The following is a 13,214-nucleotide window of genomic DNA, read 5'->3' as shown; positions in this document are numbered from 1 at the left end:
AAACCCTGCGGGAAGAGATCAGTAGCGCCAGCAGTGGGTTTCACGCCTGGTGGCGGGGGAAGCGGCGACGGTGATGGATAGGCTATTGGCGGGGCCGCTTCGTGGCCCCGCCAATCAGTCAGACCGCCGCGATCAACGCCTCGGCAAAGCGCTGCGCGACTTCATCGATCTGCTCGCCGCTGATGATCAACGGCGGCAAGAAGCGCACCACCGCACCCTGTCGCCCTCCCAGCTCCAGAATCAGGCCACGCTTGAGGCACTCGCGCTGCACCCTCGGCGCCAGGTCGCGGTTAGCCGGTGGGTGGCCCAGCGCATCGGGCTGGCCTTGCGGGTCGACCAGCTCCACGCCCAGCATCAGGCCCCGGCCACGGATATCACCCAACTGCGGGTAGTCCCGCTGCAGGCGCTGCAGGTGCCCACGCAACCGCAGCCCCATGGCCTCGGCATGCTCGGCCAGGCGATGCTCGACCAGGTAGTCGATCACGGCCGAACCCGCCGCCATGGCCATCTGGTTACCCCGGAAGGTGCCGGCATGCGCCCCCGGTTTCCAGGTGTCCAGCCAGTCGCGATACACCACCACCGCCAACGGCAGGCTGCCGCCAATGGCTTTGGATAGCGTGACCACGTCCGGCACGATGCCAGCATGCTCGAAGGCGAACATCCGCCCGGTACGGGCAAAGCCGCTCTGAATCTCGTCGACGATCAAGGCCACACCCGCCTGCTCGGTGATCCGGCGCACGCCCTTGAGCCATTCGATATCGGCCGGGATCACTCCGCCCTCGCCCTGCACCACCTCCAGGATGACTGCAGCCGGCAGTGGCACCCCGCTTTCCGGATCGAGCAGCAGGTTTTGCAGATAATGCAGGTTGGCCTTGACCCCGGCCTCACCGCCCAGGCCGAACGGGCAGCGGTAGTCGTACGGGTATGGCATGAACTGCACGCCGCTGCTCAACAAGGCACCCAGCGGTTGCTTGGGACCATGGCTGCCCATCAGGCTCAGCGCCCCCTGACTCATGCCATGGTAGGCACCCTGGAAGGCCAACACGGTGCTGCGCCCGGTGGCGCTGCGCACCAGCTTGAGGGCCGCCTCCACAGCGTCGGTCCCGGTCGGGCCGCAGAACTGCACCTTGGCCTCGCGGCGCAGGGCCTCGGGCAGGATGCTGTACAGGTCCTGAACGAAGCGGTCCTTGACCGGCGTGGTCAGGTCGAGTGTGTGCAAGGGGATCTCATCGGCCAGCACACGCTGGATCGCCTCGATCACCACCGGGTGGTTATGGCCCAGCGCCAGGGTGCCGGCGCCGGCCAGGCAGTCGATGAACTGTCGGCCTTCGATGTCTTCGACGTGAATACCCCTGGCGCGCTTGAGCGCCAGCGGGATGCGCCGTGGGTAGCTGCGGGCGTTGGACTCCTGCTGTTGCTGGCGTTGCAGCAACGGTGAGTCGGTGAATTCGTACAGGGCCTGCGACACGCTGGCCGGCGGGACCTGGGCAAGGCTGGAAGCGGTGGACATGGGTAAATCCTCGCAAGCGAGCGAAAGTGCGGGTGTTCGTCGCTTGGAAAACGCTTGAGTGCTGGGAGGATTTAGCGGTTGTTACTGGATTTTACTCACCCTGTGCCGGCCCTTTCGCGGGCTTGCCCGCTCCCACAGGTACTGCACAGGGCCTGACCCTGTGGGCGCGGGCAAGCCCGCGAAAGGGCCGGCACAGGCAGTGAAAATCAACTGCTCGAACGCGCCGGCACCTGCAACCACACCCGCAAGCCATCGCTACTGCTGTCGAACCTGAGGCTACCGGCACACCGCTGCACGATCGCCTGCACGATCGCCAACCCCAGCCCGCAACCACCGCTCTGCCCGCTGCGCCAGAAACGCTCGGTAAGGTGTTCCAGATCCGCCTCGGCAATCCCCGGCCCATGGTCACGGACCATGAAGCCCACCTGCCCGTCAGCCATCTGCACCTCCAACTCCACTGCCTGTTCGCCGCCATGGCGCAGGGCGTTGTCCAGCAGGTTGCGCAGCGCGGCCACTGCCAACGGCGCCGGCATGCCCAGGTAGATCTGCGTGGCCTCTTCAGGCAGGCGCAACACGATACGCCGGTTGTCACCCCCACCGGCATCCTGTACGGCTTGGCGGGCCACCTGCTCGGCGCTGCACTGCACGCCATCCTCGAACGAAAGGCTGCCCTCCACCCGTGCCAGCATCAGCAGTTGCTCAAGGGTACGGTGCATGCGGTCGGCGCCTTGTTCGGCATGCTCCAGTGCCTGCTCCCGCACGGCACCATCGGTCATGCGCGCCACCTGCAGGTGGGTCTTGATTGCGGTCAACGGGCTGCGCAACTCGTGCGCGGCGTCGTCGGTCAGGCGCCGCTCGCGTTCGATGGTCTGGGCAATGCGCAGGAACAACTGGTTCTGGGTGTCCAGCAACGGTTGCAACTCGCTGGGCAGGCCCGCCACCTGCAACGGCTCGACGCTGTCGGCACGCCTGCGGCGCAAGGCATCGCGCATGCGGTTGAGCGGTTCCAGGCCCTTGCCCAGGCCGATCCACAACAACCCCAGGCTACCGAGCAGGGCCATCAGCACCGGTGCCGAAGCCGCCAGCAGGATCGACTGGTTCAGCGCTTCACGCTCCATATGCCGGTCGGCAGTGGTGATGCGTACATCCCCATGGTTGTAGGTGAAGGTGCGCCACGAAGCGCCGTCGATGGTCTGGTCGCGGAAGCCGCTGCGCTCGTCATCCATGGTCCCGTCGTGCTTGTGGTTGCTGGCGAGGATTTCGCCGCGCAGCGAGCTGACCTGGCAAGCCATGCCGTCCGGCACGCTGAACTGGTCGGCCGAGAAGTGCGCCTCGCCGCCCTTGGCCGTCAATGGTTGCGGCAACTGGTCGATCAGCCCGGCAACCATGCGCGCCGAGGCGACCAGCCGCTGGTCGAGGGAAAACATCATCTGCTGGCGCAGGTCGCGCAGCATCCATGCCGCAGCCAGCACCCAGATGATGATGAAGGCACTGCCCAGGATCAGGCTCAAGCGTACCCGCAGGCTCATGGTGCGGCCTCTTCCGGTGCCTGCGCCGGGCCCAGGCGGTAGCCCAGGCCGCGCACGGTCTCGACGATACCGTTGCCGAGCTTGCGCCGCAGGTGGTGGATGTGCACGTTCAGGGCGTTGCTTTCCACTTCGTCACTGAAGCCATACACGCAGTCCTTCAACTGCTCGCTGGACAACACCCGGCCGGGGTTTTGCAACAGGGCCTGCAACAGCGCCTGTTCGCGGCGGGAAAGGTCGACCTGCTGGCCGGCCAGGGTCGCCTCGCAACTGCTGGGGTCATAACGCAGCGGACCGTGCTCGATCACATTGACCGCCCGCCCGGCCACCCGCCGCAGCAGGGTGTGCAGGCGTGCAGCCAGCTCGCGCAGATCGAAGGGTTTGAGCAGGTAATCGTCGGCACCGGCCTGCAGGCCATCGACGCGATCGGTGACAGCGTCGCGCGCGGTAAGCACCAGTACCGGCAAGGTCTCGCCTTTTTCGCGCAGGCGGCGCAGCAGCTTGAGGCCGTCTTCGTCGGGCAGGCCCAGGTCGAGGATCATCACGTCGAACTGCGCCGCCTGCAGCATGGCCCGCGCAGCGGCGGCGTTGCCCACCCGGTCGACGGTCAGGCCCTGGGCGGTAAGGCCGGCGCAGATGCCGGCGGCGATCAGGTCGTCGTCCTCGCAGAGCAGAACGTGCATGGTGTGGGCTCCCGAAGTGGTGTGGCTGGCATTGCACTATGAAGGGATTAAGGGGGGATTATGGACCTTTGCAGGTGGGCTGGGCGAGCGTGGCTTGAGCGCGTGCGACAGCCTTGAACGAAGTCTCCTTTTCCTACAGCCGACTCAGGAATTTCCGAACCGAATTCATGATGGGATTTCCCTGCACATGCTGTCAGGGAGACACCTCATGCACCTGAATTACCTGGTGCCCTCGTGGTTCGAGATCGAATCACGTGTCACCGATGAAATGGGCTATCAGGGACGCGCTCAATTTCGTACCTACCTCAACGAACCTGTCGCCTCACTGGCCCTCAACCTACGTCGGGTCAGGGCCGTCCAGTCGGCCTTCAACCAGGCCGAGTGGCAGGCCGGCAGTATCCTGCACCAACGCTTTGCCGACCTGGAAATCGCCAGCATCCTCAACGAACTGCTCAAGGTGGTGAGGGAGATGGCGATGATCGTCGTCGGTAGCACCCTCACCGGCGGCGCCATTGGCGCTGGCATCGGGGCATTTGGCGCAGGTGCAGGGGCCATTCCCTTGGCCGGCGCTGGCGCGGCGATGGGCCTCAAGGTCAGCGGCTGGATACTTGGCGTACTGGGGCTTGCCTCCATCGCCGAGTTCTTCATTGAAGGCCTGCCCCGCATCGGCGAGTACTACCTCGATGGCATTCGCATAGCCTGGGAGGGCACGCGGGACGATAGCTACAACCCCTTTGGGGGCGATGATCCGCAGGCGATTTCCAGGGCTGCCCATCACATCGCCTTGGGCCACGTGGAAGTAGTGGTGCTGCTGTTGGGGGCAATCGTCTCGTACCTTACCCGCGGGCGCGGTGATGCACGGGTGCTGGCGCAGGAAATGGCCGCCAGCAGCAAAGGCGCGCGCCTTGGGCAATGGATGCTCAAGCATGAGGAAGGGTTGAAGAAACGGCCAGATCTTCAAGTGCCGGAGCGGCGCAAGGGTGCGGGGAATGAGCCGCAGCCAGTTCAGCCGAACCGGCAGGCGGGAAAAGAACATGAGCCCTCGACAGTCAAGCCCGGTAGCATGCCATTGCACACAGTCGCGTGTTTCAAGGCGGACAAATTGCCAGCATCGAAGCATGGCGAGTTTGAACGGCAATTGAAGGGGCAGCAGGAGGGATTGAATCGACTAACAGTTGAAGAGTTTTTGGAAAATGTCGCCAATCCCGTAAAGCGAAACCCAATTGTGGCACGCAAAGCCCGCAAGCAGATGCAAGACAAGTTGGAGCAGCGGATACTGGATGATTTGCCGGACGAGATGAGTCTATTTGAGGCTCAAAGGATGGCTGCAAGATTAGCTAAGGAGACCATGGCAACGCTTGCAGCCTTGCACAACCCTGACTTGACCGCCGGAGGCAAAGATGCCATTGACGATTTCGGGGACAGGCAAGTCAACTCCACCATAGGCCCCCAGTGGAAAAACAAGATCAAGAGTATGCAGACAGCTGCCGAACAAACATTGAAATCGGGCAGCGGTGCTTCCCTCATGAACATAAAATTACACAAATGCTAGATTGATAGGGACCTCATAATGGATGACGTCTACGCCTCCTTCATCGAAAAAATTGGACAACCTATTCTCAGGCAGGAGGTACCTGCCTCGGCCATCGAGCGCTACAGGGGAAAACTACCAGAAAAATTGATGGAATATTGGGCAAAATACGGCTGGTGCGGATACGGTGACGGCATTTTTTGGACGGTCGACCCTCAAGAGTATGAGGGTGTCGTTGCGTATTGGATCAATGGCACGCCCTTGGCCGCGCATGACAACTATCACGTAATCGCGCGTGGGGCATTCGGCGATCTCTACTTGTACGGTGAAAGAACAGGCTTTTCACTGAGCATTGCCAGCCATATCTCACATTACTGCGGCAACAACCGCCGCACCTCTAACATCGACAGACATGTGCAATCATTCTTCCTACAGACAAAAAAGGACAGCAACGATTTCGAAGGGTTATTCGAAGCAGCAAGGAAAAAACTTGGCATACTCAATCACAATGAAATGTATGGATTCAACCCCGCACTTGCCTTTGGCGGGAAAGCAAGTTTAGAGCGAATCGAAAAAGTAAACGCCCTGGAACATTTAATAATGCTCTCACAGCTAACTGCACTTGAGCCCTACAGCTTCTCCGACTTCTAAAAACCCAAGACGGACTTGAAACCATGGACGTAGTCTTCAGCATTTTCCTGGAAACCTTCGGCGCCCCCATCGGCCAGCAGCCCGTGCCACCTGCCGCCATCGATCATTACCGAGGCAAACTCCCGAACCGCCTCCTTGCCTACTGGCAAGACCACGGCTGGTGCGGCTACGGCGACGGCTTGTTCTGGGTGGTCAACCCCCAGGAATACCAGAAGGTCGTGGCTTCCTGGTTGGCAGGTACGCACTTCGAAGCTTGCGACACTTATCACCTCATCGCCCGCAGCGCTTTTGGCGACCTGTACCTATGGGGTGAAAAAACCGGTTCAGTGCTGACCATCGCGGCCTTCCACTCCCGTTATATCGAGGGTGCCCACAGTTCAGGGGACGAAGAGCGGGACAACAAGATCCATGGTTTGCTCATGTGGCTGATGACCGAAGGCACGTATTTCGACGAGCTGTTCGACCCTGCCAGGGAACGGCTCGGCACCTTGGGCGTGGATGAAATGTATGGCTTTGTCCCCGCCTTGATGCTGGGAGGTTCAGGCAGCCTTGAGCGGCTGAAAAAGCTTAAAGTGGTGGAGCACCTGCTGCTGCTGTCGCAACTGAGCGAACTGCAGCCTTACGAATGGGCTGACGAAGAGGATGAATAGGCCATGGCTACGGGTTAAGCGCCTCTGGCCTGTCGACATCCTGCAGCACACCGGCATCCTGCACGGGCACCCTGACGCAGCATTGCGGGTGAGCCTTCACTACCGACCGCGCCCCTTCATCACCCTGCAACCGGGCAAGCGCCGGCCAGAAATCACGGCCGAACAACACCGGATGGCCGTGCCGCCCGGCATGCCAAGGCAGGACTATCGTTGACGCACCGGCCTGGCGTGCAAGCAAGCCAAGCGTGGCGGGCGCCACCCAGGGCATGTCGCCCAACACAACCGCTACCGCCCGCGCCTCGCAATCTGCCAGCGAGGCGGCGCCGGCCGCCAGGCTATGGCCCATGCCCTGTGCGCAATCGACACTGGAAATGACCCGGCACGCCGATGGCAAACCCAGCGCCTCTGCCCGTTCGCCGTCGCGCAACACCACCCGCACCTCCTCGAACACCGCGCAGGCACGTTCGACACTGTGCACCAGCAGGCTGCGACCGTCCGCCATCAGCGCCCGACGCTTGTCGCCGCCGAAGCGCACGCTGCTGCCAGCCGCCAACACCAACGCCACCACACTCATAGCGCCGCCCGCCCAATACCGTTGCGCAGGCGCAAGATATCGGCCAGTACCGCCAGGGCGATTTCGGCCGGGGTCTTGCTACCCAGGTTGAGGCCGATCGGCGCGTGGATACGCGCCAACTGGTCGCTACTGAGGCCGCCGATGCGCTGCAAGCGCTCGCGACGCTTGTCAGAGGTGGCCTTCGAGCCCATCACGCCGATGTAGAACGCTTCGGTACGCACCGCTTCAAGCATGGCCAGGTCATCGATTTTCGGATCATGGGTCAATGCAACCACCGCCGTGTCGGCATGGCAACCGCCATTGGCGATAAATTCCGACGGCAGCTCGCGGCGTAGCTCGATGCCGTCCAGGTGCACGCCGTCGAGCACCTCATCACGTGGCTCGCAGAGAATCACTTCGAAGCCCAGGCCTTTGCCGAACTCGGCGCAACACTGCGCCACGCTGGAATAGCCCGCCAGCAGCAGGCGCTGGGCGGCGCCGACGCGCAGCCGTACGCAGGTGGGCTCACGCTGCACCCGCGGCCCCTGGCTGGTGTCAGGCACCAACTGGCGGTTGCCGTCGGGCAGGCGCACTTCACGCAACAACCGGCGCTGCCCCAGCAATGCGCTTTGCAACGCGCGCAGGTGGGCCTGCACGTCGCACTCGGCCGCCAGGTTTTCCACCAGCACTTCCAGCACCCCGCCGCACGGCAAGCGAATACCCGAACCGGGGTCACTGCCATCGCCGTAACGCACGAGGGTGACCGGCTCGGCGAACTCGCCCAAGGCCACACGGTGCAGGAAGTCATCCTCTACGCAGCCGCCAGACAACGAACCCAGCCACTGGCCGCTGGCGTTGACCGCCAGCAGCGACCCCGGCGCACGCGGCGCCGAACCGTAGGTGGCGAGTACCGTGCACAACCACACCTGCTGACCGCTGCACGACCACTGCAAGGCCTGGCGAATCACCTGAAGATCGAGATGCTGCACCGGTTACTCCGCCTGCAGCTCGGCGAGCTGCTGTACCTTCAGGTCACCGGGCAATCCACCCCAGGCCTGGCGCAGGTAGTTGACCATGTCCGTCACCTGCTGGTCATCCAGCTTGCCGGCGAAGCCAGGCATCGGCTGCATGCGCTCGAAGCCGGTGAACTGCTGTTCGCGGATGCCTTCGAGGATGACCTTGACCAGGTTGCGCGAGTCGGCCTGGCGCAGCACGGTATTGCCCTGCATGGCCACGGCGACGTGTGGCTTGCCCTCGCCGTCGACCCCATGGCAGCCGGCGCAAACGTTCAGGTACTGCTGGTGGCCGCGCTGGGCACTGTCGCTCATCTGCGCCAGGGCAACCGGCTGGATGACCTTGGCCGCGGGTGGCTGGTCACCCAGCAGGTAGGTGGCCATGGCCGCCAGGTCGGCGTCCTCCAGGTGCTGGGTGCTGTGGTGCACCACCGGGAACATCTCGTTGAACATGCTGCCCTGGGCGCTGATGCCGTGCTTGAGGAAGGTGGTCAAGTCTGGCTGGGTCCAGCCCCGCTCAGCCAGGTCCTGCGCCAGCAGGCTGGGCGCCAGGTAACCCGCCAGCAGGCCGCCGCTCAGGCGCTGGTCCTGCTGCAGTGCGCCGATCGCATTGCGTGGGGTATGGCACTCGCCACAGTGGCCCATGACTTCGACCAGGTACTGGCCACGCTGCCAGGCCGGGCTTTTGCCCTCGGTTGGCTGCAGCTGCACGCTCTTGCCATACAACAGGTTCCAGCCGCTCAGGCCCATGCGCACGTTGAACGGGAAGCGCAGCACCGTCTGCGGGGCCGGGCGGTTGATCGGCGGTACGCTTTTCAGGTAGGCAAGAATCGCGTCCGAGTCTTCGCGCTTGATCAGGTGGTACGAGGTGTAAGGCATCGCGGGATAAAGGTTGGCACCATCCTTGCGCTTGCCCTGCGTGACTGCTGCGAAGAACTCGTCGGCGCTGTAGTTGCCGATGCCGTACTGCTTGTCCGGGGTGATATTGCTGCCGTAGATGGTGCCGAACGGCGAATGGATCGGCAGGCCGCCGGCATACGGCGCGCCGCCTTCGGCGGTGTGGCAGGCCATGCAGTCGGCGGCGCGGGCCAGGTATTCACCGCGCTTGACCTGCGCTTCATCGGCAGCCAGGGCCGCCGAACTGACGGCAACACCCAACGCCAGCGCCAATGCGCTACGTACGAAGCCCATGTTCAACCCTCCTTGACCAGGCCGAGGTCGTTGAGCACCTGGCGGGTGGCGTCGTAGTAACGCACGTAGCCTGTGCACCGGCAGATGTGGTGCCCGAGACTGGCCTCGATGCGGTCTTGCACTTCGCTCTTGTTCAGCGGCTGGCGCTGGGCGGTTTCCACCAGCACGGTAGCGGCGTTGACGAAGCCTGGTGCGCAGTAACTGCACTGGAAGGCGAACAGGTCGACGAACTTCTGCTGGATCGGGTTCAGCGTCAGGTTGCCGGCCTCGTCCTTGCTGGCATGGCCTTCGATGGTGCGCACTTTCTTGCCTGCAAAGTAGTGGGCACCGGTGATACAGGTGCGCACTTCTTCGCAGGTGCCGTCCGGGTTGTCCACGATCACCACGCAGGCGTGGCAGATGCCCTGGCCGCAGCCCAGGCGCGAGCCGGTGAGGTTTTGGTGTTCGTGCAGGTAGTCGAGCATCGCCAGGTCGTCGGGGACCTCGACCGGGCCGACCGGTTGACCGTTGAGGGTCAGTTGCAGTGGGCGGTTAGCCATTGAGGGCCTCCTTGATACGGGCTGGGGTAATGGGCAGATCGCGCACGCGCTTGCCAATGGCATGCGCGACGGCATTGCCGATGGCACCGACGACCGGGATCATCACCACTTCGGCAATGCCCTTGGACGGGTCGGTGGGTGACAGCGGCGGCAGAATTTCGCTGGTCTGCTGCCATACCGCCACATCGCGCGCATGCGGCAGGCGGTAGCGGTTGAAGTTCCAGTCGCCCTCCCCGGGCCCGCCCTCGTACATTGGCATTTCTTCGGTCAGGGCGTGCCCGATACCCATGGCGATGCCACCTTCGAGCTGGCCTTTGACCAGCTCCGGCACCAGCGCCCGGCCGCACTCGACCCAGCTGTGGTGGTTGAGCACTTGCACTTCGTGGGTGCCCTTGTTGACCTTGACTTCGACAATGGTCGCCACCGGGCTGTAGTAGGTGACCATGGCGTTGTTCAGCTGGGTATCGGGGTACGCCGCGTTCTGCCGGTCGAGCAGGTGATAACCGTGGCTGCTCATCTGCGCTTTCTTGGCGTTGACCGCGCCGTCGCCGTATTTCACGGCCACGGCGTCGAGCGGGAAGCGCTCGCGCACACCGTCGATGACGAAGTCGGCCTCGGCCCAGCTCCAGCGGTTGAAGCCGTGTACGCTCACACCGGTGACCAGGCCCATGTCATGCGCCTTTTGCGCCAGCTGGGCGAACGGGATCGGTGCCAGGCCGTTGCCGGTCAGCTCACCGTTGACCCACACAGCGTTCTCGCGGCGCACCACCAGCGGGTTGGCCTGCCCGCCGTAAGGCCCCTGGCGCCAGATGGCCATGGCCGCCGGCCACAGGCCATGGTTGAACAGTACCCGTGCAGCTTCGCGGGTAGCGTGGCTGAAATAGAACGCCGAGTTGGTCGCCGACGATGGCGACGCCAGCTTGCCCACCCAGCGCGGGTTACGCAGGGCAGCGTCCTGTTCGGGCTGGCTGATCAGGTACGGGTTGCCGCTGGTGGTCAGCTGCAGCTCTGGCCACTCGGTAACGGCAGTGCGCACCTCGTCGGCCGAACGGCCAAGGAAGTCGCTGACCACCAGGGCCTGCGAAGTGGACATGCCCGTGCCCAGTTCGGTACCGATGTGGCGCAGACTGATGCGCCCGTCGCGGCTGAACTCGACGCTGGCCATCGGCGCTTCCGCGCCCGTCCCGAAGTCTTTCTGGCAGATGGCGAAACCCACGCCGTACCAGTGATCCTGGTCCTTGGCATCGATCTGCTGCTTGCGTGCTTCACGGTTGCGCCACCAGTCGTGCACGGCGGCCTTGTCGAGAATTTCGTACAGGCGCAGGGCGCCGGCCGGCACCGCGCCCTGGGTGTTCTTCATGCCCGACTTCAGCGCGTTGGCACGGCGCAGGTCGATGGCATCCACGCCCAGGCGGCCGGCGATTTCATCGACCATCATTTCAGTCGCCGCCATGCTCTGCAGGGTGCCATAGCCGCGCATGGAGCCCGCCTCCACGCCACGCGAGTAATAGGCAGTCACCGACAGGTCGTTCTGCGGCATGTAATAGATCGACTGCGCTGCGGTCGCACCCACTGCGGCCACCGACGGGCTGTAGTTGATGCGCCCGCCGCCGTCGCAGCTCATGTCGGCGCGGAAAATCTTGAACCTGTTGTCTTTCTTGTCCACCGCCAGTTGGTAGCGGATATCGAAGGCATGGCGCTTGATGCCGCTCTGGAACTGCTCGTAGCGATCATTGGCCAGGCGGACCGGTACACCGTCGCCGTACAGCGCAGCCACGGCAGCGTAGAAGACGAAGATGTTGTTGTCTTTGGAGCCGTAGCCCACGGTGTAGCCGGGGTGCATGTTCAGGGTGTTCAGGGCAAACCGCGACGGCTTGATCATGTGCACGCATTCCTGCGCCACTTCGAACGGGCACTGGGTGGCAACCACGAAGTGCAGCGTGCCGCTGGCCCGGTCGTACCAGCCGTTGCCGTTGTCCGGCTCCAGCGCGGCAGGTTCGATGGACGGCGTCTTGTAGCGCTCGTCGAACACCAGCCAGTCCTCGGGCGGGTTGTCCAGCTGTTCGGCCATACGGTTGGCGTAGAACAGCCCCTGCTCGGTCAGGTCACCATGCTGGTTGGGCTGTCTCGACCACACCGGCTTGCGGTTGAGGATGGTGGGGAACAGCATGGAATTCTTCAGGCTGGAGAATTCATCGTCGTCGAACGGCGTTGCGCCGCCCACCCGCACGAAGCGGAAGCTGCCATAGGGGTCACGCTGGTACAGCGGCGCCTGGGCGCCGTAGCGGATCGCCTGGTCGTTGAACTGCAGCTTGCGCTTGGCCTGGCGGAAACGCTCGAAATCGTGCCAGATCAGGATTGCCACGGGGTGGCCGATGAACATCGGGACTTGGCCGGGCGGCAGCAGTGGGTCGGGCGAGTGCGCTTCGGGCCAGGCGATGCCGTCCTGTTCCAGGTCGGCGGCGGTGACGACACGGTCGGGTTGCAGGTCTGCCCCCAGCAGGCTCAGGTCATGCCCGGCATAGATGCGGTCAGCCTTGGTGGCTTTGAGCAGCAAGGCATGGCCCTGTTGCACCGGCCAGCCCGGCATGTCCTTGGCCCGGATGTCGCGGGCGAACACCTTGTCGCCGCAGACTTTGGACAACGCATCGTTACGGAAACGCGCCTTGCCGTCGTGGTTCATCCACTTCTGCGGCGAAGTGGTGACGCGTTCCTCCATCAGCGCGGCGAATGCCTGGCTGCCAAGTGGCGCCATGGTCACACCGACACCAGCGACCAGGCCGCCTTGCAGGAAGGCGCGCCTGGAAATATCACGGTTGGACATGCTTGATCCTCTGGGCAGTCGAGGGTCTGCCCTTTCTTCTGATTCTGGGCCTGGCTTGCAGAAAGCTGACCTGAGCGTCAACTTTACAGCAATTTAGCGAGGACAGGCAAAGTCAAGCCGACAATATGTCGCGGTGTGTCGGGTTTTTAGCGGGGGGATCCTTGCTTGGGCTGATAGGTGTTCGCCTTTGAAGATTCGGCGCTTGGGAGATCGAGCGCCGCCCGCGCGGCGCTTCGCGGGTAAACCCGCTTGTACAACGGGCCGGGGTGGCCGGCAGCCCTGCGGGGCCGGGCCGGCATCATTGACCGATGTAGGAGCGGGTTTACCCGCGAATACGATGGTGCCGGCAATGCACAATGCCTGGCAGAAACTGGCCCGCAGGCCTGGCCCTTTCGCGGGTAAACCCGCTCCTACAACGGGCGGGGGTGGCCGGCAGCCCTGCGGGGTCGGGCCGGCATCATTGATCGATGTAGGAGCGGGTTTACCCGCGAATACGGTGGTACCGGCAACGCACAATGCCTGGCAGAAACTGGCCCGCAGGCC

11 protein-coding genes are annotated in these 13,214 nt (G+C 63.6%); 3 read left to right on the top strand and 8 right to left on the bottom strand.

Translation table 11 applies throughout. The annotated features are described in order from the left end of the window. Window positions 1-118: 118 nt before the first annotated feature. The 3 genes from ACF8SD_RS15510 to ACF8SD_RS15500 form a co-directional block, all read right to left on the bottom strand. Entirely contained in the window at window positions 119-1,510 is a 1,392-nt protein-coding gene (locus ACF8SD_RS15510) for an aspartate aminotransferase family protein (protein ID WP_392485217.1), read from the bottom strand. Window positions 1,511-1,716: 206 nt separating this feature from the next. Further along, window positions 1,717-3,039: an ATP-binding protein gene (locus tag ACF8SD_RS15505; RefSeq protein WP_009684794.1), complete on the bottom strand. Its 1,323-nt coding sequence runs from the start codon at window positions 3,037-3,039 to the stop codon at window positions 1,717-1,719. Next, window positions 3,036-3,719 carry a response regulator transcription factor gene (locus tag ACF8SD_RS15500; protein ID WP_173888216.1) on the bottom strand — a complete coding sequence of 228 codons (684 nt, stop codon included), beginning with the start codon at window positions 3,717-3,719 and terminating at the stop codon, window positions 3,036-3,038. Before ACF8SD_RS15500 ends, ACF8SD_RS15505 begins: the two co-directional genes overlap by 4 nt. A 208-nt stretch (window positions 3,720-3,927) precedes the next feature. Between ACF8SD_RS15500 and ACF8SD_RS15495 the strand changes: the two genes are divergently transcribed. Genes ACF8SD_RS15495 through ACF8SD_RS15485 form a run of 3 tightly spaced genes read left to right on the top strand, consistent with a single transcriptional unit; the run spans window position 3,928 to window position 6,551 of the window. Then, on the top strand, window positions 3,928-5,271 hold the full coding sequence (locus ACF8SD_RS15495) for a DUF6861 domain-containing protein (protein WP_392484018.1): 1,344 nt from the start codon (window positions 3,928-3,930) through the stop codon (window positions 5,269-5,271). An 18-nt stretch (window positions 5,272-5,289) separates the two neighbouring features. After that, a complete protein-coding gene (locus ACF8SD_RS15490) occupies window positions 5,290-5,901 on the top strand; it encodes a GAD-like domain-containing protein (protein ID WP_392484019.1) in 612 nt (203 codons plus the stop codon). A gap of 23 nt (window positions 5,902-5,924) precedes the next feature. Further along, entirely contained in the window at window positions 5,925-6,551 is a 627-nt protein-coding gene (locus ACF8SD_RS15485; RefSeq protein WP_392484020.1) for a GAD-like domain-containing protein, read from the top strand. 7 nt (window positions 6,552-6,558) lie between these two features. Here ACF8SD_RS15485 and ACF8SD_RS15480 read toward each other — a convergent pair whose 3' ends face one another. Genes ACF8SD_RS15480 through ACF8SD_RS15460 form a run of 5 tightly spaced genes read right to left on the bottom strand, consistent with a single transcriptional unit; the run spans window position 6,559 to window position 12,671 of the window. After that, a complete protein-coding gene (locus tag ACF8SD_RS15480) occupies window positions 6,559-7,125 on the bottom strand; it encodes a nucleotidyltransferase family protein (protein ID WP_392484021.1) in 567 nt (188 codons plus the stop codon). Beyond that, entirely contained in the window at window positions 7,122-8,093 is a 972-nt protein-coding gene (locus ACF8SD_RS15475; RefSeq protein WP_392484022.1) for an XdhC family protein, read from the bottom strand. Before ACF8SD_RS15475 ends, ACF8SD_RS15480 begins: the two co-directional genes overlap by 4 nt. A gap of 3 nt (window positions 8,094-8,096) precedes the next feature. Further along, complete coding sequence (locus ACF8SD_RS15470) at window positions 8,097-9,308, bottom strand: cytochrome c (protein WP_392484023.1); 1,212 nt, start codon at window positions 9,306-9,308, stop codon at window positions 8,097-8,099. Window positions 9,309-9,310: 2 nt separating this feature from the next. Further along, window positions 9,311-9,847, bottom strand: a complete 537-nt coding sequence (locus ACF8SD_RS15465; protein ID WP_029887985.1) for a (2Fe-2S)-binding protein — start codon at window positions 9,845-9,847, stop codon at window positions 9,311-9,313. After that, a complete protein-coding gene (locus tag ACF8SD_RS15460; protein ID WP_392484024.1) occupies window positions 9,840-12,671 on the bottom strand; it encodes a xanthine dehydrogenase family protein molybdopterin-binding subunit in 2,832 nt (943 codons plus the stop codon). Before ACF8SD_RS15460 ends, ACF8SD_RS15465 begins: the two co-directional genes overlap by 8 nt. Window positions 12,672-13,214: the final 543 nt, after the last annotated feature.

It is taken from the genome of Pseudomonas sp. CJQ_9 (assembly GCF_043106615.1).
GTDB classification, from domain to species: Bacteria; Pseudomonadota; Gammaproteobacteria; order Pseudomonadales; family Pseudomonadaceae; genus Aquipseudomonas; species Aquipseudomonas juntendi.
The sequence above is the reverse complement of the archived record's forward strand: the minus strand, read 5'-3'. Positions and strand labels throughout refer to the sequence as shown.